Genomic DNA, 21,552 nt, shown 5'->3' on the forward strand with positions numbered 1-21,552 from the left:
TCCGTGCAGGTCGTACCGCGCGTTGCCAGGCAGTCTCCGCAGAGCGCCGGTTACGGTGCCTGGATGGAACGGATCGGTCTGGAGCCGGGCTCGGAGATCGGGGGCTACACCGTCGTCGCCCCCCTCGGCTCGGGCGGCATGGGGACCGTGTACCGGGCGGTGGACGGCGGTGGCGACGCCGTCGCGCTCAAGCTGCTGCACCCCCACGTCGGGTCCGACGCCGTGACCCGCGACCGGCTGCGCCGCGAGGTGCACGCCCTGCAGAAGCTCAAGCACCCCGGTGTCGCCGCGGTCCTGGACGCCGAGGCGGACTCGACGGAGGCGTTCCTGGTCACCGAGCTCGTGCCGGGCGACAACCTCGAGGAGCACGTGCGCGAGCGCGGCACCCTGGACGCCGGGGAGCTGCTCGACCTGGCCGAGGGGCTGCGCGACACGCTCGTCGCCGTGCACGGCGCCGGCGTCGTGCACCGGGACCTCAAGCCGTCCAACGTCGTCGTCGGCGACGACGGACCGGTGCTCATCGACTTCGGCCTCGCGCAGGCCGCCGACGACTCCAAGCTGACCTCCGACGGTCTGGTGCTGGGCACCCCCGGGTACCTGGCGCCCGAGCTGCTCGAGGGTGCCGAGCCCGACGAGGCGTCCGACTTCTGGGGCTGGGCGGCGGTCCTGGTGTTCGCCGCCACCGGTCGCCCCCCGTTCGGCTCCCGGCCGCTGGAGGCCGTGCTGGCCCGGGCCCGCACGGGGGACGTGGACGTGGACGGTCTCGGACCGCTGACGGCCATGGCGCTGCGGCGCGCCCTCGCGCCCGACGCGGCCGACCGGACGACGCCGGACGACCTGGTGGCGGCGCTGACGCTGGTGGTCGCGGAGGGCGAGCCGATCGCCGACGCGACCGACACGACCGTGCTCACGGAGTCCGACGTGGTCGGGACGACGGTCCTGGGCCCGGAGCCGGCGACCGTGGCCGTCGCGCCGGTCGCCGCCGCTGCTGCCGTGGCACCCGTCGTCGCGGCCAACGACGGCCACACGCGCGCGTTCGACCCGGGCCTCGTCGACGAGGACGAGGACGAGGACGACCTCGAGGACCCCGAGGACCTCGAGGACCCCGAGGGCGTCGACTGGATCGCCGAGGACCTCGACGCGTCCGAGGAACCGGAGCCCGAGGGTTCCGGCTACGAGCGCCCACCGGCGCTCCGGCGCTGGGGGACGCTGCTCGCGGCCGCCGTGCTCCTGGGGTCGGCCGGTGCCCTCTACCCGGGCATCGCGCTCGTGGTGTTCGTGCTGCTGGTCGTGGTCGTGCGGACGGTCGGCTCCACGGTCGAGGCCATGTACGGGCGCCGGGAACGGGCCGGCGTCAAGCGCTCGGACCGGGCGATCGCCGTCGCGACCCTCCCGTGGCACCTGCTGCGCGCGGTCGTCGGGCTGGTGCCGTCGCTCGTCGTGGCCGGGAGCGTCGTCGTGATCCTGGTCGGGGTGTCCTGGTGGCTCGTCGGCAACGACCACTGGGCCGTGGGCGGCTCGCCGTCCGGGCAGGAGCCGCAGGGCCTGACGGCGACGATCCTGGTCGGGTCGTTCGTCCTGCTCGGCGCGGCCGTCGTGTGGTGGGGGCCGCTGTCGCTGATGACCCGCACCGGCGCCCGTCGCGTCCTGGCCGCCGTGGCTCCGGGACCTCTGGGGGCGCTCGTCGCGACCGTCGTCCTCCTGGCCGCCGCCTCCGTCTTCATCGTGCAGATCCTCACCGGCGCCCCGATCACCTGGGCGCCGCTGCCCACCCCCGAGGTGCCCTAACCGTTTCGGTCGGACGGTTCCCGTCTCGCGATGCGGGACCCCGCTGGCGTGTCGTCCACTCACCCTCTTGGGTGAAGGCTCGGTGACCGGGGGGAGGGCGCAGGCATGGCTGCACAGGCTGAGGTAGAGGCAAGTCCCGAGGTCGTGGCAGGGCGCCGCAGCAACGGCGACGTGGTCCGCTTCGACCACCGCAACGGCGCGCTGGGGGTGTTCCGCGGCGACGTGATCGTGGCGTACTTCCGTCCCGACGAGGGCTACGAGTACTTCCTGCGCGAGATCGCCAAGTGACGGCGTTCGAGGAGGCGTTCAGCGAGGTCGTCCGCGCTCGCGGCGTGTGGCGTGACGACACCCCTGCCGAGCTGCTCGACCGCTGGGCGAGCTTCGTCGCCGAGTGCGAGCGCGGGTACCGGGGCGACGAGTTCGCGTACGGGAACGAGGCCATGGCCCGCACCACGATCGAGGCGGCGATGCGCCACCCGAGCCTCGCGGGGTTCCCCGAGATGGCGGGGTTCCGGCGCCGGGTCACGACGATCGACGCCCGGTTCCAGCCCCTCCTCGTCGAGCACGCGTTCCCCGGGATCGACCCCGAGGAGTGGTGGCTGCGCGGCATCGTGCGCCGGGCCGGCGGGCGGCTGGCGCAGGACTGGAAGCGGTCGTTCGGGTTCGACGTCGAGGTGGTCCGCCACCCCCGCGTGCCGTGATCACAGGTGGGCGCCCTACGCTGTCCCGCATGACCGCGCGACGAGGGCCGCACCTGGCCGCTCCGCGCCTGTCGCTGGCCGCCGCCGTCGTCCTCGCCGGCCTCGCCGCGGTCGTCGCGGCCCAGGGCCGGGTCCTGCTGCACGACTGCGTCAGCGCCGCAGGCGTCCTCGGCCCGCTCGGGCTGCGCCTGTCGGTGCTCCGCGACGCCGCGGACTGCCCGGAGGGTGCCTACGGTCTCGGCACGGTGTCGCAGGGCGCCGTCGTCCTGCTCAGCGTGGCCGCACCCGTCGCCGCCCTGTACCTCCTGCTCACCGTGTGCGGTGTCGGCCTGTCCGCCCTGTGCGTGCGCGCCGCCCGGCAGGTCCGGCAGCTGGCCGGCCGGGCCCTGCGGGGCGCCCTGCGCGTCGTGCCGCCACCTCCGGTCGACGTGCGCGACGGTGCCCCAGTCCCGCTGGGACGGGTCGTCGCCGTGTGGACGGAGCGCGTGCTCATGGGCTGTGTCGCACGACGGGGTCCGCCGGTCGTCCTCGCCTGACGCCCACCCGACCCTCGTCCTACCAGGAGCACCCATGCCCACCAACGACCCCCGTCCCACCAAGGCCGTCCGCCGCGACGAAGCGCGCGCCAAGGCCGCGCAGATGCGCAAGGAGCAGGAGCGCAAGGCCAAGCGGAACCGGATCCTCGCGATCAGCGGACTCGTCGTCGCCGTCCTCGCGCTCGTCGCCGTCGCGTTCTCGATCGTCAACCAGAACAGGGCCAACGAGGCCGCCAACTCGGACGTCGCCTACGGCCAGGGTTCGGAGGGCGTGATCTCGCCCACGCTGGCGGACGTCACGTCGCCCGCCCCCGCCAACGACGCCGGCGGGATCCCCGTCAGCGGCACCAGCGGTGACGACGTCGGCACCGTCGGCGACGACGACGTCGACCTCACCGTGTACTTCGACTACATGTGCCCCTACTGCGGCCAGTTCGACGAGATCAACTCCGCCGACCTCGACGCGATGCTCGAGGAGGGCGGCGTGACCATCACGTACCACCCGGTCTCCATCCTCGACCGCCTCTCCGCCGGCAGCTCCTACTCGACGCGTGCCGTCAACGCCACGGCGATCGTCGCCGACCAGTCGCCGGAGCACTTCACGGCGTTCGTCACCGCGATGTACGAGGACCAGCCCGCCGAGGGCACCTCGGGCCGTTCCGACGCGGAGATCGCGGAGATCGCCGAGGGCGTCGGCGTACCCGCCGAGGTCACCGCGACGTTCACCGACACCGTGTCCGGCACGTTCGACACCCAGGACGAGGAAGGCCTCGAGGGCACGTGGCGGACGTTCGCCCCGTGGAGCGCCGCAGCCACCACCCAGGCCGGCACGGACGTGCCGGAGTTCTCGACGCCCACCGTGCTGATCAACGGTGAGCCGTTCACGGACTGGACGCAGCCCGGCGCCCTCAAGACAGCCGTCGACGCCGCCAAGCCCTGACCCTGCGGTGACCGGGCGCCCCAGCACGGGGCGCCCGGTTATCCTGGGCCCGCCCGCCTCCTTAGCTCAGTCGGCCAGAGCACCTGTCTTGTAAACAGGGGGTCATCGGTTCGAATCCGATAGGGGGCTCCACTTCTCCGCACCCGTCCGGCTTCTCGCACGTCGACTGAAACTTGGGGAGGTCACGTGCTGCGGGTGACGCTGCGCGGAGCCGGGGTGCCGACCGTGGTCCTCGGCTCCGGTGAGACGCTCCTGGTCGGACGGGACCCGCACTCGGCACTGCCGGACGTCGACGCCGACACCGCGCTGCGCAGCACCGCGATCACCCTGCCGCGCGCGGCGGCGCACGTGTCGCGGGTCGTCGGCGAGATCGTCGTCGGCGAGGAGGTCGTCCGGCTGCGCTGGCACGGGTCGACCGAGGCGCAGCTCTCCAGCCTCTTCGACGCCCCGGGCGGCGCACGCCGGGTCGCGCTGTCCGACGGCATGGCGGCACTGCTCGACGAGGGCGAGAACCACGTGCTGCTGCTGCGCGGCCGCACGTCCGCCCCCGGGGTGTTCACCGACCTCGTGCTCGTCGTCGACGTGACCGTGCCCGCGGATCCTGGGAGCGCTCCCGCCTGGGTTCCGGAGCACGACCCGGACGGGGCCGTCACGGCGCCCGCACCCCGGCTCGAGCGGTGGTCGCGCGAGTGGTACGTCGCGCTCGCGCTCGCCGAGCCGTGGCTCGCGGGCGCCGACGACTACCCGCGGCCGGCGTCGAACCGGGAGATCTACGAGCGGGTGCTCGCGTGGCGCGGGCATGCGTGGAACCTCGAACGGGCGCAGCGCGTCGACGACGCGATCCGGGTCGTGGCCAGGATGGCGTTCGGCCCGGCCGACGACCCGTTCTCCCAGAAGGAGGGCCGCGTGCAGAACGTGCGGTTCGCCGTCGGCCGCCGAGCCGCCGAGGTGCGTCTCGTCACGGCCGACGACCTGGTGGTCGTGGAGGCCGCACGGGCCCGCGGCGCGGGTCTGAACCCGGAACGTTCCACCCCCGACGCCCTGTCCTGACGGCGTCCCGCTCTCCTAGCGTCGCGGCACCAGCCACGACGACCCCAGGAGTTCGCGATGTACGACAAGAGCAGGTTCCACGGCATCGACCCGCAGTACAGCCGCCAGCAGGCCCGCGCGATGCGCACCGGCGCAGGTGAGCTCGACGGGATCGTGGGGCAGATCGGCTCGATGCTGAGCGGCGTCACGTTCACCGGTCCGGGTGCGGAGCGGTTCCTCGGCGAGTGGGACGGCGCGCTGCGCCCCCAGCTCGCCGCCGCCGCGGAGAACATCCGCTCGAACTCCGTCGAGCTCGACCGGCGGGCGCAGCTGCAGGAGGACGCGAGCCGCTGACGCGGCGGAACCTTCCACCCCCGGGGCGCTGGCCCCGCAGGGAGCGCGCTCCCTAGCGTCCACCTCGAACCCCGATCCACCACCCGCCGGACACGTCCGGCCCAGCGCAGGAGGCACCCATGACCCAGCTCCAGGCCGGCTCGTTCCGCGGGTCGGACGTCGACGGGCTCGACCGGGTCGTGAACAAGATGACCGACGCGGCCGAGTTCGCGGACGACGTCGTGATGGCGCTCAAGGCCCTCGCGACCGCCCTGGACTGCATGTCCTGGACCGGCTGGGCGGCGGCGTTCGCCCGGTACCTGCGGGCCGTCGTCATCCCGTGGGTGAAGACGGTCGCGCAGTACCTGCGGGGCTTCGCCAAGGTGCTGGCGCTGATCTCGCAGACGCAGAAGGACACCAGCTCGGACCACCCGACGGTGCACATCCCGGCGTCCGCGTTCCAGCCCGTCACGCTGCCTGCGACGTCGACGGTCAACGCCCCGGTGCTGGCCGCGCCGGAGACCGGTGTGGCGGCGTCGGCGCAGGGTGGCGGTGCCGGCGGTGCGGGAGCGCAGGTCGTCGTCCCCGTGTCCATCGGGTCCGTCACCGTGCACGTCCACGGCGCCGCCGGGGGCGGGGCGGACGCAGCCGCGCCGACGACGCCGGTCGTCCGGACCGAGACAGCCGGTGGTGCCACAGGGGACGGCAGCGTCGGGGTCGCGGCCGGGCACGTCGCGGGCCCGGCCCCGGACCAGCGCTCCGCCGGCGCGATCGGCGGCGGTGCGGAGATCGCGAGCCCCGTCAGCGGTGGGACGGGCGGCGGCACAGGTGGAGGGTCGGGCAGCGGGTCGGGTGGCGGTCCCGTCGCCCCGGCCGCCCCCGCCATCGGCACGCCCGGCCCGACCCCGTCACCGGTCGACGCCGGTGCGGTCCCCGGCGACCCGCCCGTCTCGACGATCCCCGTCGGCCTCGGTGCCGCGCTCGGCGACGGACCGGGTGCGATCGCCATCCCCGCGCTGGAGGAGGGCACCGGTGGCGGTGGCGCGCCGGTCGCGCTCGCGGCGGCCCCGCTCGGCCTCGCCGCGCTCGGTGCCGCCGCGCTCGGTGCGCTGCGTCGCCGCGGGGACGACGAGACCGACGGGGCCGGCACACAGGTCGCGACGGACGTCACCATCGACGGGCGGTCGGCCCTGTGAGCGTCGTCCAGCACCCCGGGCCGCTCCTGCCGGGTGGGCCGAGCCTCCGCCTCGACGTGCCGGACGGCTGGCACGTGGCTCCCGCGCCGCGGGCGATCGCGGTCGCCCGTCCCGCGAGCGACCTGCCGGGCTTCGTGCCGAACCTGACCGTCACGGCGGACCTCGTGCCGGCCGGGACGACGGCGGTGCAGGTCCTCGACGCGATGCTCGCGCAGTACCCGGGGACGCGGGGCACGGCCGGCGGCACCCCGTCGAGCGCCCTGCTGACCCGCGACCACGACAGCGGCACGGTCCGCCAGCGGGTCGACGTGCTCGTCGACCCCACCCCGCTGCCCGGCGGGCACCAGCACGCCGTGACCGTCGTGTCGAGCTGGTCCGACTCCACCCCCACCGACCTGCGCGACTCGCTCGCCGACGCGCACACCTCCGTCCGGCTCGGCTCCCGCCGACCCGGTCCCGGCCTGACGGCCACCTGACCTGCACGGGTACCTGCCCGAGCACGACCCAAGGAGAGACAGATGAGCAACGTCCTCGGCATGGACATCACCGCCGCCCGTGACCTCGTTCGGATCATGAACGTCGACGCGGACTCGATCACGCAGATCACGAGCCGCCTCACGCAGCAGCTGCAGTCGACGCCGTGGTACGGCCCGGACGCGCAGCGGTTCACCTCCGACTGGAGCGGCCAGTACGTCCCGGCCCTGCAGCGCGTCGTCGAGGCGCTCCAGGCGAACGCCGCCGCGCTCGCGCAGCAGGCGGACGACCAGGAGACGGCGTCCTCCTGATCCACCCCGGGTGGTCCGCGCCGGCAGGGCGCGGACCACCTCTCTAGCCTGCGGAGCGATCGACCATGTGGCGTCTCACCCTCCAACCGACTCGCGAGAGCGGGCTGCGGCCCGTCGACGTCGAGGTCGTCGCCCGCCCCGACGCCCGCGTCGCCGACCTGGCCCGGGCGCTCGCCGCGCTCCTCGGCGCCGGTACGGGCGCCCTGCTCGCACCGACGACCGACGGAACCCCGTGGCCGGCCACGCTGCCGCTCGCGCAGGCGCCGCTGAGCACCGGCGCCGTCGTGCCGGTCGCGACGGTCCCCGCGTCCTGGCTCGACCGTCCGGGTGGCCGACAGCCGGTTCGCGCCCGCGTGCGGGTCGTCGCCGGGCCGGACGCCGGACAGGAGCTCGACATCGAGTCGGACGCGTTCACCGTGGGCCGCGGGTCGGCCGCGACCGTCCGGCTGACCGATCAGCTGGTCTCCCGCGTCCACGCCCGCGTCCTGCTCTCGGGGGGTGTCGTGGTGAGCGACGAGGGTTCCGCGCACGGCACCCGGGTCGCCGGCCGGCACGTGCTGCGGGCGGTCTCGGTCGGCTGGGGCGAGCGCGTCGAGGTGGGTCGGACGACGTTCGAGGTCCACCGGGGAGACGCCACGCCGCTGCCCGCCGACGCGGGCGTGCTGCGGCCGCCGCGGTTCGGCGCCCGGCTGGATCCCGCGGCGCTGGAGGTGCCCGCACCGCCGACGGCACCGCGTCCCACGCCGATGCCGTGGCCGATGATGCTCATGCCGGTCGTGCTCGGCGGCGCGATGTTCGCGACGAGCCGCAGCCCGTTCTCGCTGGTGTTCATGCTGGGCTTCCCGATGATGATGGCCGTGCAGCACGTCGTGTCCCGCAAGCAGCAGCGCGCGGAGCACGAGGCGCAGCTCCAGGCCTGGCGCCACGACCTCGACGACGTGACCGGCCGCCTCGACGCGGCGGCGGACGTGCAGCGCCGACGGGCCGACGAGGACGAGCCCGACCTGGTGACGGTCCGCGAGCGCGTCGCCGGCCGCCACCCCGGCACGTGGGCGCGGCGTCTCGACGACCCCGACTTCCTGCACGTGCGCGTCGGTCGAGGTCCCCGCCCGGCGCTCGTCACCGGATCCGTGGCACGCGGCGGCGACCGCGTGCAGCGCGACCTGGCGTCCCAGGAGCTCGACGCGCGCTCCGTGCTGGCCCACCAGCCCGTCCCGCTCGTGCTCGGCGGCCACCGGGTCGCCGCGGTGACGTGCGCGGACCGCGACCGTGCCGACGCCGTCGTGCGGGCCCTGCTCGTGCGCCTCGCCGCCGCGCACTCACCGACCGACGTCACCGTCGCGGCCGTCCTCGGGGCCGACACCGCGCACGTGGAGACGTGGCTGCGCTGGCTGCCGCACACCGCGCACCGCGTGGCGGGTCTCCCGCCGGTCGCCGTGGGTGCGACCGACGGGGGCGCGCTGCTCGACGCCCTCGTGGCGCCCGACGGGGCGCGCGGCCACGTCGTGTGCCTCGTCGACGAGACCGCGGGCGTCCCGCGGCGTGCCGTCGAGGCCGTCGCCGCGGTCGCCGGCGAGCGGAGCGTGCACCTGCTGTGGGTCGGTCGCGACGCCGACCGCGTGCCGGCTGCGACCGACGTCCTGCTCGACCTCGACGCGGGGCTCGTGCGCCGTCGTGACCGGGGCGGCGACGACGAGGTCGTCCAGGCGGACGAGCTGGACCTCGCCGCCGCCTGGCAGACCGCGCGCACGCTGACCGCGTTCCGGGACGAGGCGGCCGTCGTGCCGCCCGACTCGGCGCTGCCCGACGCGGTGCGGCTGCCCGACCTCGGCTCCGACCTGCACGACCCCGACGACGTGTCCGCGGTCGTCGGCCGGTGGGCCTCGTCGACCGGGCTGCGGGCCCAGCTCGGCGCGGGCGCCGACGGCGTCGTCACCGTGGACCTGCGCGAGGACGGCCCGCACGGCCTCGTCGCGGGGACCACCGGCTCCGGCAAGTCCGAGCTGCTGCAGACGCTGCTGTGCTCGCTCGCCGCGAACAACCCGCCGTCGCGCATCACGTTCCTGCTGGTCGACTACAAGGGTGGTGCGGCGTTCCGGGAGTGCGCCGACCTGCCGCACACGGTCGGCTACATCACCGACCTGACGCCCGCGCTCGTGGCACGGGCCCTGGTGTCGCTGCGGGCCGAGCTGACCTGGCGCGAGCACCTGCTGGCCGAGCACGGCGCCAAGGACCTCGTCGCCCTGGAGAAGCTGCGCCCCGACGTCGCCCCGCCGAGCATGCTCATCTGCGTCGACGAGTTCGCGGCGCTGCTCGCCGAGGTGCCGGAGTTCGTCGACGGCGTCGTCGACGTGGCCCAGCGGGGGCGGTCGCTCGGCATGCACCTCCTGCTCGCCACCCAGCGGCCGTCCGGCGTCGTCACGCCGCAGATCAAGGCGAACACCGACCTCCGGATCGCGCTGCGGATGGCCTCCACGGACGACTCGACCGACGTCGTCGAGTCGCCCGACGCGGCGCACCTCTCGCGCCGCACCCCGGGCCGCGCCTGGCTGCGCCGCACCGGGCACGGCACCCGCGAGCTCGTGCAGGTCGCGTGGGTCGGGGCGCACGAGCCGGTGGACGACGAGTCCGCCGCCGTGCAGGTCCGGGCGTTCTCGGCGCGCGCCGACGCCACGGCCACGGGCGGGACGGGGCGCGTCAACGAGCGGTCCGACCTGGAACGTCTGGTGCTCACCGTCGGCGAGGCGTTCGCACGGTCCGGCCATGTCGCGCCCAAGCGCCCCTGGCTGCCCGCGCTCCCGGACGAGGTCGTGCTCGCCGGGGGTGCGCTCGGCGCCCTGCTGCTCGGCGCGGACGCGGGCGACGAGGCGGCGGTGCCCGGCGTGACCGAGGACGTGCACACGTGCGTCCCGGCCCCGGGCACGCTCGCGATCGGCATCGCCGACCTGCCGGGGGAGCAGGCGCAGCATCCTCTGCTCGTCGACTACGCGCGCGCCGGGCACCTGCTCGTGCACGGGGCGTCGGGCAGCGGCAAGACCGAGCTCCTGCGGACCGTCGCCGTCGCCGCGACCCTCGCGCACGACCACGCGCCCGCGCTCGTCTACGGGATCGACGCCGCGGGTGGCGGCCTGACGGCGGTCGAGGTGCTGCCGTCCGTCGGCTCGGTCGTGGTCGAGCAGCAGCCCGAACGCGTCACGCGCCTGCTGCGGATGCTGCACCGCACCCTCACCGAGCGGAACGCGCTGCTGGTGCGCCACGGTGCCGCCGACGTCGAGGCGCTCGCGGCCGCGGGCGTCGTCCTGCCCCGGGTGCACGTGCTGGTGGACAACCTGCCGCAGCTCGTCGAGCACCTCGAAGGCGGCGGACCCCTGCGACGCGGGCACGTCGACCACCTCCTCGCGGTGCTCCAGGACGGCCGCCGCTGCGGCGTCCACGTCACCGCGACCACCCCGCGCCGGACCGGGCTGCCGTCGGCGCTCGGGGCCGCGTTCGGCCAGCGGCTGGTGCTGCGCATGGCGACCGTCGACGACTACCAGGTGCTCGGCGTGCCGCAGTCCGTGCTCGACGACCGCACCGTGGCGGGCCGCGGCCTGCTCGGGCGGACCGAGGTGCAGGTCGCGACGGTCGGCGGTGCCGGGACGCCGCGGCACGCTGCGCTGCTGCGCGCGGTCGCCGCACGCGAGGCGCAGCGGTACGCGACGCAGCCGCCGGTGGCCGTGCCCGCGATGCCGACGCGGGTGCCCGTCCACCTCGTCCCGGCGCCGGAGCGCGACGACGTGTGCGTGGGCGTCGACGGCGACCTCGCGACGGGTGTGGTGCTCCCGCTGCTGCCGGCCCCGCTGCTCGTCCTCGGTCGGGGTGGGACGGGGCGGACGTCGTTCCTGCTGGGCCTCGCCGAGCTGGTCGGCCGCGCGGCGGACCGGCCCGGCACCGTGCACCTGGTCGGGCCGCGCGCGTCGGCGGCCGCCGGTGTGGACGTCGTCGCGAGCGACCCGGCCGCGGTGACGGCGCTGCTCGACGGGCTGCTGGACGGACCGGTGCCGACGGACGGCGGATGGCGTGTCCTGCTCGTCGACGACGCGCACGAGTGGGAACGGGGCTGGGAGCGCGGAGGGGACGACCGCCGGCTCGTCGAGCTGCTCGCGCGGGTCGTCGAGAGCGCGGCGACGCTCCGGCTCGCCGTCGTGGTCGCCGCCGACTCCGACGAGGCCCGGGCCCGGCAGCACGTCGCCGGACCCGTCGCGGCCGCACGTCGGGCACGGCGGGCCGTCCTGCTCTCGCCCGAGCTCGCGGACGGGTCGCTCGTCGGGGCGTCGGTCCCCATGCACACGCACGAACCCTCCTCGGGCGTGGGTCGCGGTCTCCTGGTCAGTGCCGGATCTGTCCGAGTTGTCCAGGTACTATCGCCCGCAGTCGACCGGGAGGTAGTCCGTTGAACCGCTCGGCCGCAGGACCGCGCTCGCTCGTGCGCCGGCTCGCCCGGGGCGACCTGGGCTACACCGAGGCCGGGGTCGCCGTGCTCGGCGCGGCCCTCGTGTTCGGCGCCGCGCTCGGCTCCGGGGCCGCGAGCTCCGTCGTGACGATGTCCGACGGCGTGACGTGGCTGACCGACGAGCAGACCGGGCAGCTGGTCCAGGTGAACCCCGGCACCGGCCGGGCGGAGCGACGGCTCACGGTCGCCGGACCGGGCGCCGAGCTCGAGGTCAGCCAGCAGGACGGCCACCTCGTCGTCGGCGACGCACGCACCGGCACGATCACGAGCATCGACCTCTCGACCCTCCTGACGGGCGGGCAGCGACACTCCGACGAGCCCATGCGGGTCCTCGTCGGCGGCGGCCAGGCGTACCTGGTCACCCCGTCGACGGGCGTCGTGCGGGCGGTCGACCCGTTGACGCTGCGCGACCTCGGCGCGCCGTACCGGGTCGGCGCCGAGCTCGTCGACGTCGTCGTGGACCGCGGCGGCACGGTGTGGGCCGTCACGGCCACCGGCCGGCTCCTCTCGCTGACCTGGGTCCCCGACGACCGCGCCTTCGACACGGACGAGACCGCCGTCCGCGGCGGCGGCCCGGGCACCCGGCTGCTGCCGCACGACCAGGGCGTCACGGTGTTCGCCCCCGACAGCGGGTCGGTGCTCCAGGTCGGTGGCGGCCGGGACCTCTCTGTCGCGGTGCCGCACCTCGAGGGGCAGGTCCTGCCGGCCGCCGGGTCGCCGACGAACCTGGCCCCCGCGGGGCTGCCCGACCGCTCGACGGTCGTCCTGCTCACCGGCGACGAGGTCCGCGAGGTCGGCGTCGGCGCGCTGGGCTGCGACCGCCCCGGCCGGCCGGCCGTCTTCGGCGGCCTCGTCTACGTGCCGTGCGAGGGTGCCGGCCGCGTCGTCGTCCTGCGGCCCGACGGCAGCCGGGCGCGCGCGGACGTCGTGGTGCCCGGCGGTCGGAACCCGCGGCTCCTCGTCGACGACGGGCGTCTCGTCGTGCACACCGAGGACGGCGGGCGCGCCGTGATGGTCGAGACGGACGGCACGACGCGCGTGATCGACACCGGTCGCGGCAACGTGGCCGTCCAGGACCCGAACGACCGCTCGTCGGCTTCCGCGGGAGCCACGGGTCCGTCGCGCGGCCAGCGGTCCGGGGCCGACCGCGACCCGGGCGGCGAGGGCGCCGTGCCTGCCCAGGGCGAGCTCCCCGAGGAGACCGTCCCGGATCCCGACCTGCCGCTCCCGGACGTCACCGGTGCCCCGGGCGAGCGAGCGACCGCGACCGCTGCCGCGACCGCGACCGCCGGACCCGGCGAGGACGGCACGCCCGGCCCGACGCCCTCCGCGCCGACCGTCGGGCGCCCGACCGACGTGACGGCGGAACGCGTGACGAGCCTGCGGGCCACGATCCACGTGCAGGTCAGCTGGAGCATCGGGTCCCCTCGGCCGGACCGGCACGTCGTGCGTGACTTCGAGGGCGACGTGGTCGCCGAGGTCGCCGGCGACGCGACGACCGCGCTGGTCACCACCGTCACGTGCGGTGTGGCACAGGCGTTCACGGTCGACGCCGTGACCGACGACGGAGGGTCCGCCTCCGCCCGGTCGCCGGAGATCGAGGCGGCCTCGCTGGCGTGCTACGTCGGACCGCAGCAGCCGACCCCGCCGACGGACGTGGCCGCGACCGCGCACCCCGACGGGTCGGTGACCGTCACGTGGACCGACAACGGCAGCGTCGCAGACTCGTTCCTGGTCGGGCCGGTGGACGGCGCGACGACGACGGTGCCGGGCGACGCGCGCTCCGTCGTGCTCCGGGCGCTGCAACCCGCGGTGGGTGTCCAGTTCGTCGTCCAGGCGGTCCGCGGCACCGTCACGACGACGTCGCAGCCGTCGGCGCCGGTGACCGTCCCCGGACCGCCGGGTGCCATCGGCGGGCCCGTCCTGGCCGAGGTCGTCGCACGTGCCGGCGACCTGCTGACCGTGCACCTGAACTGGGACGCGGCGCGCGACAACGGCTCGCCGATCACCGGCCACGTCGTGGCGTGGTCGGTCGGTGGCAACGCCGACTCGACGATCGCCGCCGGGCCGGACGTGACTTTCGACGTGCTGTGCTCCGGGCCGCTGTGCACCGATGGCGGGCAGTTCGAGGTAAACGTGACACCGCGCAACCAGCTGGGCGACGGCCCGACGGCAAGCGTGTGGGTGACAGTGCCCCGTCCCGCGCCGGTGCTGCCGCGGGACGGCGACCCGGTCGTCGTGGGCATCGAGGCCGAGACCCCCGGGCAGTACGAGCCCGCCGTGGAGATGACTGCGCACCTCGACCCCCCGGCGGCCTGGGCCGCGAACGCCGGCGAGTGCATGGTCGTCGTCGAACGGTCCACCGGTGGGCAGACTGCGGGGTCGATCGGTTGCGGTGCCAGCTCGCACTCCCTCGGCCTGTTCAGCTCCGGCGGGTCGGTGACGGTGACGGTCTCCGCGTTGGACACCGCCGGCCGCACCATCGCCACGGCAGCGCCCGCCACCGCGCTGGTACCGCCGCGCAACCAGTGGGTGCTCTGCTTCCGGGACACCGGCATCTGCAACGCGCCCGCCGCCGCGGTCGATGCCGACGTCGTCGTCGTGCCGATCCCGTGGTCCCCGCAGCTCCCGCCGGGCGACGAGCGGCCCCTGCTGGTGGCCGGCGGGGTCGGTCTCCTGCTCACCGCCGCGGCGCTGCGTCTCAGCCGCGTGCGCGGCTCCCGGAACCCGTCCCGTCCCGTCGAGGAGAACCACGCATGACCGACCTCACCACCACCGTCGCGGAGTTCCGCGTCCTGCACGACCGCGTGGTCGACGCCGTCGAGCAGGCCGTGCACGGCAAGCGGCCGGTCGTCGAGCTCGTGGTCGCCGCGCTGTTCAGCGGCGGGCACGTGCTGCTGGAGGACGTGCCGGGCACGGGCAAGACCACCCTGGCCCGTGCCCTCGCGGCGGCGCTCGGCGGCTCGTCGCGGCGCATCCAGTTCACGCCCGACCTGCTGCCCGCGGACGTGACCGGCACGACGGTGCTCGACCCCGCGCGCGGGTACGTCCGGTTCCGGCCGGGGCCCGTCTTCACGCACGTCCTGCTCGCCGACGAGATCAACCGCGCGGCCGCGAAGACCCAGTCCGCGCTGCTGGAGGTCATGGCCGAGCGGACCGTCACGGTCGACGGCACCACCCACCAGGTGCCGCACCCGTTCCTCGTCGTCGCGACGCAGAACCCCGTCGACCTCGACGGCACGTACCGGCTCCCCGAGGCCCAGCTCGACCGCTTCCTCGTGCGCGTCGCGCTCGGCCATCCCGACGCCGAGCACGAGGTCGCCGTCCTGCGGCCGGGGTCGACGGCCGGGGACATCGCCGCGGTGCCCGCCGTGACCGACCCGGAAGAGGTCGCGAGCGTGATGCTCGGGCTCCAGGCGGTGCACGTCGCCGATCCGCTGCTGCGGTACGTGCGGGCGATCGGCGAGGCGACGAGGCTCGACCACCGCGTCCGGCTGGGCGCGAGCACACGGGCGCTGCGGGGGCTCGTCAGCGCGGGCCAGGTGCAGGCCGCGGCCCAGGGTCGGCACTACGTGGTGCCCAGCGACGTGCAGCGGATCGTGCACGCGGTGCTCGAGCACCGGCTGGTGCTGACCCGCGAGGCGATGCTCGACGGCGTGCGTGCCGTGGACGTCGTCGCCGCCGCGGTGGAGGCCGTCGAGGTGCCGCGCCCGGTCGCGGTCTGAGCGTGAGGCGTCTTCACCCGACCCCCCGCGGCGTCGGCCTGGCGCTCGTCGGGCTGGTCTCGTCGGGGCTCGGGCTGCTCGCCGGATACCCGGGGCTCGTCGCGCTGGGCGTCGCCGCGGTCGGGCTCGTCGCCGCCGCGACGGTCTCGCTCCTGGCGCCCGCCCCGCTCGACGTGACACACCGGCTCCTGGAGACGAGCACGCCGCGGCGGTCCCGTGCGGTCGCCCACGTCGGGCTGCGGAACGCGTCCCGGTGGATGCCGCTGGTCGTGGCCGGTGTCGAACGGATCGGCGGCCGGGACGTCGCCCTGGCGCCGCGGCGGCTGGCGCCGGGGGAGTCGGGTGAGGTCGAGGTGTCCGTGCCGACGGAGCGCCGCGGCCTGGTCATGGTCGGCCCGTTCGTGCTCGAGCGCCGCGCGCCCGCCGACCTCGTGCGGTCGCGCGACCTGCTCGGCCGGTCGTCGACCCTGCAGGTCACCCCCCGCGTGCTGACCGTCGACGGGCCGCCCCTCGGCCGCAGGCGCGGGCACGTCGGCGGCTACGGGCTCGTCGAGCGGGGCGGGACCGACCTGGTGGGGCTGCGCGAGTACGTGCCGGGGGACGACCTGCGCCGCGTGCACTGGGCGGGCAGCGCGCGGTCGGGGGTGCCGATGGTGCGCGACGACGCCGACCCGGCCGAGCCGCACCTGACCGTCCTGCTCGACGACCGCGCGGCCGCCTACCCGACAGGTCCGCACGACGACGGCTTCGAGGAGGCGGTCGACGTGGCCGCGTCGCTCGTCCGCGCCTGCGCCGACGCGGGGGTCCCGGTGCGCTGCGTGACCGTGTCGGGGTCCGTGGACCTCGACGTCCCGGCGGGGTTGCCGGGCGGCGACGGGCCGTCGTCGGCCGCCGGCCGCTCGCTCGACGTGCTGACGTTCGTCGGGACGACCGGGTCGGGCGCGTCCCCGGGCGCTGCCGTGTCGCTCCCGGCGGGCGGTCCGACGGCGATCGACGTGCTCGCCGTCGTGACCGGGCAGGGCGCGGCCGTCGCGCCGCTGCTGCTCGCGGGCCGCGGGGCGGCGACGACCGTCGTCCTCGTCGTGGACCCGGCGCCGGAGCGGGTGCTCGGTGCCGCCGACGCCGCCACCGTCGTGCGCGGTCCCCGCGCGGAGGACCTGCTGCGCGGCTGGGACCTGGTGGCCGCACGATGACGACTCCCTCGACCGTGTGGGCGGCGTCCCTGCTGCTCGTCGCCAGCCTGCCGCTCGCCGCGGCGTTCACCTCCCCGGTCGTCCTGCTCCCCGTGGCCGGCGCGGTGGTCGTCGTCCTCGCCGTCGTCGCCCTCGCGCGGCGCTGGCGCATCCCCGAGACGGCCACGGCGGTGGCCGTCGTCGGGGGCGCACTCGTCGTCGCCATGTCGGTGGCGCGCACGACGGAGCCCCCGCCCGTGGTCGACGCGGGGTCGTGGCGCGAGACGACGGGGGCGGGACAGCTCCTCGGGCCCGTCGTCGACACGGTCGCCCGCCTGCTGACGTCGCCGCGGCCCGCGGCGCCCGCCCTCGTGCTGCCCGTCGTCCTGCTCGCGACGGTCGTCACGCTCGCGGTGGCCCTCGCCCTGGGCCGTCGGGCCGCCCGGGTCGCACCGCTCGTCGGGGCGTGCGTGCTCTACGGTGCCGCGCTGCTGCTGACCGCGGGCGCGGCCGACCGTGGCCCGGTCGGGGTCGGTCTCGTCGCGCTGACCGTCGCCGGCTGGCTCCTGCTCGACGGCGACGCCGTGGTGGCCGAACGGGACCGACCCCAGCTCGGACGCGCAACTCCGGTCCACCGGGCGCGGTGGCGGGCGAGCGGGGTCACCGGGCTCGTCCTCGTGGCGCTCGTCTCGACCGCGGGTCTGGCGAGCGCCGCCGCGGTCACCGGCGCCGCGTTCGAACCGCGCGCGTACGTCGCGCCGCCGCGGGTCCCCGTCGACGCCGTCCACCCGCTCGCCGAGGTCTCCCGCTGGCAGTCCGACGCCGACGCGACGGTCCTGCGCGTCGCCGGCACGCACCCGGGCTTCCTGAGCTGGGTCGCGCTGCCCGACTTCGACGGCGCCGGCTGGTCGGCGGACCTCGACCTGCGGGAGCTCGGCTCGGTCGTCGAGCCGTCCCTCGCGCCGGGGGCGGTGCGCGGCGCGGTCGACGTCGAGGTGCACCTCGTCGAGCTGGCGGGTCCGTCGGGGTCGCCGGGGACGTGGCTGCCGTCCGTGGGCGACGCCGGCGTGACGACCGTGCCGGGAGCGCTGGTGGACGTCGACACCGGCGTGCTCACCGCGCCCGCCACCTCCGACGGGCACCTGCCCGCCGGGCTCGCCTACCGGGTGAGCGCGACGGTCGACCTGCCCGACGCCGACCGGGCCGCCCGCGCCGGGGTCCCCGGCGGTCCAGAGGTCGACCGCTACCTGCAGGTCGACCGGCTGCCCGCCGACCTGCGGGTCTACGCGCAGGACGCGGTCGCCGGCGCACGCTCGCGCCTCGACCAGGCCCAGAACCTCGCCGAGGCGGTTCGCGGCGACCGGTCGCTCGCCGTCGACGCCGTGAGCGGGTCGTCCTACGCGCGGCTGCGCGAGTTCCTGTTCGCCGACCCGACCGCCGGCGGGCAGGTGGGCAGCACCGAGCAGTTCGCGGGGGCGTTCGCCGTGCTCGCCCGGGCCGTCGGCCTCCCGTCGCGGGTGGTCGTCGGGTTCCGCGTGCCCGGGGGTGCCGCCGCCGACGACACGCTGCGCGACGTGCACGGCGAGGACGTGCGCGCGTGGGCCGAGGTGTACCTCGCGGGCACGGGCTGGGTGCGGTTCGACCCGGCGCCCGACGCCGCGAGCGTGACCGGGCTGCCCGCCCCGACGCGCGAGCTCGCCCCCGCGCCGGTGCAGGAGGACCCGGCCGACCTCGCCGGCTCGGACGGGACCGGCGCGGCGGACGACCCCGTGGACGAGGACACGACCCCGACCTGGCAGGTCCCGTGGGACCTCGTCGGGCTCGCGGTGACGGCGATGCTCGTGGCGGGGCTGGTCATGGCGCTCGCGGTGCCCGTCCTCGCGCGCGCCGTGCACCGTCGCCGGCTGCGCGGGTCGGGGGTGGTCGGCGCGTGGCAGCACGCCGCCGAGGCGCTCGCGCTGCGGGAGGGCCGCGCCGACGCCGCCGACACCGCGGACGTGCTCGCGGCCCGGATCGAGCACCTCGCCGGGGTCCCCGCCCGACCGCTCGCCGGCGCCGCGCAGGAGGCGGCGTTCGGGGGTGCCGTCCTCGTCGACCCGGCGGACGCCCCGGCGTGGCGGGCGGCGCTCGACGTGGAGCGCGGGCTGCGCTCCGGTGTGCCGTGGCACCGACGCGTCCGGTGGTGGGTCGGTCCGGCGACGTGGCACGTCCGCCGGGGACAGCGCTAGCGCTGTACGCAGGCTTCCTCGGAGACGCCGCGGTGATCCACGTCGTCGACGGCGATCGCCAGCACGAGGACGCACAGCGCTGCGGCCTGGGGATCGACCCCCTCGACGGTGTGCTGGGTGATGCCCGGGTCGACCTGGGCGAGCGCGCGGGGCTCCGGGGTGGCGTACGGGTCGACGAGCACGAACTGCACGGCACCGCCGGTCGGGTCCGACCAGCTCACGTCGAGGCTCGTGCCCTGGTCGACCGCCACGACGTCCGTCGGCGCGATCGCCGGGTCGGACGACACGGCCAGGTCCGGCTGCGGGTCGGTCGCGGCGGGGGTCGGTGCCTCGCGGGTGGGGACGCCCGCCGCGGTCGGCTGCGCGCTCGGGAGGGTCGCCGTCGTCGGCGGTGTGCGGCTGGACGCCCAGAGCGTGGCACCCCCGCCGAGGGCGCTGCCGATGAGGATCGCCCCGCCGACGAAGCCGACGACGCGCACCCAGGGGCGACGTCCGCCCGCGCCCTCGGGCTCGGGGCGGGGCGCTCCGAAGGCCTCCGGGTGCAGACCGGTGGCCTCGTCGTCGTCCGTGGCGACGGGCGGGGGAGCGAGCAGCGACAGCGCCGAGGGGGCGAGCCGGTGGTCGTCCTCGGGCTGGACGGGCGGCAGCTCGAGCGCGGGCAGCAGCACGGGGACGGGTGGCGTAGGTCTCGGTGCTGTCACGACGGGTGTCGCCGGCTGGGGCGTCCACGACCGCGTCTCGGTGGGCAGCGCGACGAGCGCCGCGTGCACCTCGTCGGCCGACGGGTACCGGTCCTCGCGCGCCGGGGCGAGGCACCGGTCGATGATCGTGCGGAGGCCGTCGGGCACGTCGTCGCGGTCCAGCGGTCGACGCGCACCGGTCCGGACCCGACGCAGGTAGCCGAGCGCGGTGTCGTCGGCCGGGTCGGGCGAGGCGAACGGCGCGCGGCCGTCGAGCAGGGTGTGCAGCGTCGAGCCGAGCGACCAGACGTCGTCGGTGGCGGTGGGCTCGAGCCCGTCCAGCACCTGCGGGGACGCGTGCCGGTAGCTGAACCGCTCGAGCGACGCCGTGTGCCCGGCGTCGGCCATGCGGGCGATGCCGAAGTCCGTCAGCACGTACGACGTGGGCAGGAGCAGCACGTTCTGGGGTTTCACGTCGCGGTGCAGCACGCCCTGGTCGTGCGCGAACGCGAGCGCGTCCGCGACGTCCGTCCCCGCCGCGACCACCTCGGCGGCGGGCAGCGGACCGTGCGCGCGCAGCCGGTCGTGCAGCGACCCGAGGTCGTGGAAGTCCATGACGAGGCAGGGGTGGCCCTGCGCGGTCGTGCCCGTGTCGAGCACGGTGACGATGTGCGGGTGCTGGCGGCCGAGGCGCACGGTGAGCTCGAGCTCGCGCGCGAACCGCGCCACGGTCGCCGGGTCGGTCTCCAGCAGGACCTTGATCGCGACGTCCCGGTGGAGGGCGGCCTGCCGCGCGCGGTACACGACGCTGTCGCCGCCCCGCGCGACCTCGCGCAGGTCCGTGTAGCCGGGCAGACCGAGGTCGACGGTGGACGGTGCGGCGGTACGGGTCGGCGCGGGCGCCCACAGCTCGTCGTCGTCCATCGCTCCTCGTCCTTCGGGTGCCCGGTATGTCCGCGCACCCGCGAGCGAGACTACTGGGGCGGGTCGACGGTGCCGGTGCCCGTTCCGGTGACACCGTTCCACAGCCCCTGCGCCGCGAGGCCGACCTCCTCGCCCGCGGTCACGAGCAGCGCGCCCGGGGTGTTGAGCATGCCCCACGCACCGCCCACCTCGAAGGCGCCGTCCATCCGCGCGGAGAACCGGTCGCCGAACGCGGTGCCCTGCATCGCCTCGTTCGCGGCCGTGCCCACCGCCGTGCCGACGTCCCACGACGCGCCGAGGGCGGCGCTCGCCAGGCCGTAGCCGGGGACGAAGCCACCGGCGCCGAGGACCGCACCGACGGCGTTGTCGACGGTGCCGTGCAGATCGCCGGTCGTGTGCGCGCGGTACGCGCCGTACGCGTCGGACGCGACCCCGAGCGCGGCGGCCCCCTGCAGCGCCCCGCCGACGACGGGACCGATCTGCGCGCCCTGCATGGCGCCGTGCGCCTGGTCGAGCAGGCGGTACGGCGCGTCCGTGGTGACGTTCGACCAGCGGGCCGCGGCACCGGCCACAGCTGCGACGTCCGCCCCGGTGGCCACCCAGCCGACCTGCGTGAGGAGGCGGTCGGCGACGTCGTGCCCACGGTCGACCGCCTGACGGACCTCGGCCCACGTGGACGAGGGGGCCGCACCCGTCACGCCGCTCGCGCGGTCCTGGGCGTCGGCCTCGTCGAGCAGCCGACGGGCGGCGTCCTGCATCGCGACGGACGACGCGAGCAGCGACCGTGCGTGCAGCGTCCGCCACTCCTCCCGGGTCCGGTCGGCGTCCGCGCCACGCCACGCGACCGCGTCGAGGGACTGTCCTGTCCGCTGCGCGCACGCGGTCAGCGCCTCGGCGGCCTCGTGCAGGGCGACGGCCTGCCTCCGCAGCGCGTCGGTGTCCGCTCCGTGCAGGTGGGTCGTCATGCGTCGAGCCTCCCGGAGCGCCGCGCGGTGCGTCGAGCCGCGCAGGGGTGGAAGGTTC

The 21,552-nt window shown here is 76.1% G+C and carries 17 protein-coding genes and 1 tRNA gene; 16 read left to right on the forward strand and 2 right to left on the reverse strand.

Annotated elements, in window-relative coordinates; translation table 11 throughout:
- The first annotated feature begins 63 nt into the window (after positions 1-63).
- The 16 genes from ASF78_RS12560 (at position 64) to ASF78_RS12630 (ending at position 18,925) form a co-directional block, all read left to right on the forward strand.
- Entirely contained in the window at positions 64-1,788 is a 1,725-nt protein-coding gene (locus ASF78_RS12560; RefSeq protein WP_056589651.1) for a serine/threonine-protein kinase, read from the forward strand.
- Positions 1,789-1,893: 105 nt separating this feature from the next.
- Positions 1,894-2,076, forward strand: coding sequence for a hypothetical protein (locus tag ASF78_RS22395; protein WP_156374153.1), 183 nt, complete (start codon positions 1,894-1,896; stop codon positions 2,074-2,076).
- Positions 2,073-2,489 (forward strand): hypothetical protein, encoded by a 417-nt coding sequence (locus ASF78_RS12565; RefSeq protein WP_056589654.1) that lies wholly within the window; start codon positions 2,073-2,075, stop codon positions 2,487-2,489. Before ASF78_RS22395 ends, ASF78_RS12565 begins: the two co-directional genes overlap by 4 nt.
- A gap of 29 nt (positions 2,490-2,518) precedes the next feature.
- Positions 2,519-3,025: a hypothetical protein gene (locus tag ASF78_RS12570; RefSeq protein ID WP_056589657.1), complete on the forward strand. Its 507-nt coding sequence runs from the start codon at positions 2,519-2,521 to the stop codon at positions 3,023-3,025.
- Positions 3,026-3,059: 34 nt separating this feature from the next.
- Positions 3,060-3,965, forward strand: coding sequence for a thioredoxin domain-containing protein (locus tag ASF78_RS12575; protein ID WP_056589660.1), 906 nt, complete (start codon positions 3,060-3,062; stop codon positions 3,963-3,965).
- Positions 3,966-4,020: 55 nt separating this feature from the next.
- A tRNA-Thr gene (locus tag ASF78_RS12580) sits at positions 4,021-4,097 on the forward strand.
- Positions 4,098-4,151: 54 nt separating this feature from the next.
- The gene (locus ASF78_RS12585) at positions 4,152-5,015 is read left to right on the forward strand and encodes a hypothetical protein (protein WP_082495021.1); all 864 of its coding nucleotides are present in this window, start codon (positions 4,152-4,154) and stop codon (positions 5,013-5,015) included.
- 57 nt (positions 5,016-5,072) lie between these two features.
- Positions 5,073-5,348: a hypothetical protein gene (locus ASF78_RS12590; RefSeq protein WP_056589663.1), complete on the forward strand. Its 276-nt coding sequence runs from the start codon at positions 5,073-5,075 to the stop codon at positions 5,346-5,348.
- Between the two features lie 119 nt (positions 5,349-5,467).
- Positions 5,468-6,523 carry a hypothetical protein gene (locus tag ASF78_RS12595; RefSeq protein WP_056589666.1) on the forward strand — a complete coding sequence of 352 codons (1,056 nt, stop codon included), beginning with the start codon at positions 5,468-5,470 and terminating at the stop codon, positions 6,521-6,523.
- Complete coding sequence (locus ASF78_RS12600; protein WP_056589670.1) at positions 6,520-6,999, forward strand: hypothetical protein; 480 nt, start codon at positions 6,520-6,522, stop codon at positions 6,997-6,999. Before ASF78_RS12595 ends, ASF78_RS12600 begins: the two co-directional genes overlap by 4 nt.
- A 42-nt stretch (positions 7,000-7,041) precedes the next feature.
- Positions 7,042-7,308: a hypothetical protein gene (locus ASF78_RS12605; protein WP_056589673.1), complete on the forward strand. Its 267-nt coding sequence runs from the start codon at positions 7,042-7,044 to the stop codon at positions 7,306-7,308.
- A gap of 65 nt (positions 7,309-7,373) precedes the next feature.
- Complete coding sequence (locus ASF78_RS12610) at positions 7,374-11,744, forward strand: FtsK/SpoIIIE domain-containing protein (protein WP_056589676.1); 4,371 nt, start codon at positions 7,374-7,376, stop codon at positions 11,742-11,744.
- On the forward strand, positions 11,741-14,560 hold the full coding sequence (locus ASF78_RS12615; protein WP_056589679.1) for a fibronectin type III domain-containing protein: 2,820 nt from the start codon (positions 11,741-11,743) through the stop codon (positions 14,558-14,560). The genes ASF78_RS12610 and ASF78_RS12615 overlap by 4 nt, the downstream gene beginning before the upstream one ends.
- The gene (locus ASF78_RS12620; protein ID WP_056589682.1) at positions 14,557-15,525 is read left to right on the forward strand and encodes a MoxR family ATPase; all 969 of its coding nucleotides are present in this window, start codon (positions 14,557-14,559) and stop codon (positions 15,523-15,525) included. Before ASF78_RS12615 ends, ASF78_RS12620 begins: the two co-directional genes overlap by 4 nt.
- 2 nt (positions 15,526-15,527) lie before the next feature.
- A complete protein-coding gene (locus tag ASF78_RS12625) occupies positions 15,528-16,718 on the forward strand; it encodes a DUF58 domain-containing protein (RefSeq protein ID WP_056589685.1) in 1,191 nt (396 codons plus the stop codon).
- Positions 16,715-18,925, forward strand: coding sequence for a transglutaminase-like domain-containing protein (locus ASF78_RS12630; RefSeq protein WP_056589687.1), 2,211 nt, complete (start codon positions 16,715-16,717; stop codon positions 18,923-18,925). The genes ASF78_RS12625 and ASF78_RS12630 overlap by 4 nt, the downstream gene beginning before the upstream one ends.
- Here ASF78_RS12630 and ASF78_RS12635 read toward each other — a convergent pair.
- Both ASF78_RS12635 and ASF78_RS12640 read right to left on the reverse strand, forming a co-directional pair.
- The gene (locus ASF78_RS12635) at positions 18,922-20,529 is read right to left on the reverse strand and encodes a serine/threonine-protein kinase (protein WP_056589692.1); all 1,608 of its coding nucleotides are present in this window, start codon (positions 20,527-20,529) and stop codon (positions 18,922-18,924) included. The two genes, ASF78_RS12630 and ASF78_RS12635, sit on opposite strands and share 4 nt — an antisense overlap.
- 50 nt (positions 20,530-20,579) lie before the next feature.
- Complete coding sequence (locus ASF78_RS12640) at positions 20,580-21,494, reverse strand: hypothetical protein (RefSeq protein WP_056589695.1); 915 nt, start codon at positions 21,492-21,494, stop codon at positions 20,580-20,582.
- Positions 21,495-21,552: the final 58 nt, after the last annotated feature.

This window comes from Cellulomonas sp. Leaf334 (assembly GCF_001424195.1).
GTDB lineage: Bacteria > Actinomycetota > Actinomycetes > Actinomycetales > Cellulomonadaceae > Cellulomonas.

Coding starts and splice junctions, on each gene's coding strand:
- ASF78_RS22395 (WP_156374153.1), top strand. CDS start 1,894: ATGGCTGCACAGGCTGAGGTAGAGGCAAGTCCCGAGGTCGTGGCAGGG.
- ASF78_RS12570 (WP_056589657.1), top strand. CDS start 2,519: ATGACCGCGCGACGAGGGCCGCACCTGGCCGCTCCGCGCCTGTCGCTG.
- ASF78_RS12590 (WP_056589663.1), top strand. CDS start 5,073: ATGTACGACAAGAGCAGGTTCCACGGCATCGACCCGCAGTACAGCCGC.
- ASF78_RS12620 (WP_056589682.1), top strand. CDS start 14,557: ATGACCGACCTCACCACCACCGTCGCGGAGTTCCGCGTCCTGCACGAC.
- ASF78_RS12630 (WP_056589687.1), top strand. CDS start 16,715: ATGACGACTCCCTCGACCGTGTGGGCGGCGTCCCTGCTGCTCGTCGCC.
- ASF78_RS12595 (WP_056589666.1), top strand. CDS start 5,468: ATGACCCAGCTCCAGGCCGGCTCGTTCCGCGGGTCGGACGTCGACGGG.
- ASF78_RS12640 (WP_056589695.1), bottom strand. CDS start 21,494: ATGACGACCCACCTGCACGGAGCGGACACCGACGCGCTGCGGAGGCAG.
- ASF78_RS12560 (WP_056589651.1), top strand. CDS start 64: ATGGAACGGATCGGTCTGGAGCCGGGCTCGGAGATCGGGGGCTACACC.
- ASF78_RS12605 (WP_056589673.1), top strand. CDS start 7,042: ATGAGCAACGTCCTCGGCATGGACATCACCGCCGCCCGTGACCTCGTT.
- ASF78_RS12635 (WP_056589692.1), bottom strand. CDS start 20,529: ATGGACGACGACGAGCTGTGGGCGCCCGCGCCGACCCGTACCGCCGCA.
- ASF78_RS12575 (WP_056589660.1), top strand. CDS start 3,060: ATGCCCACCAACGACCCCCGTCCCACCAAGGCCGTCCGCCGCGACGAA.
- ASF78_RS12610 (WP_056589676.1), top strand. CDS start 7,374: ATGTGGCGTCTCACCCTCCAACCGACTCGCGAGAGCGGGCTGCGGCCC.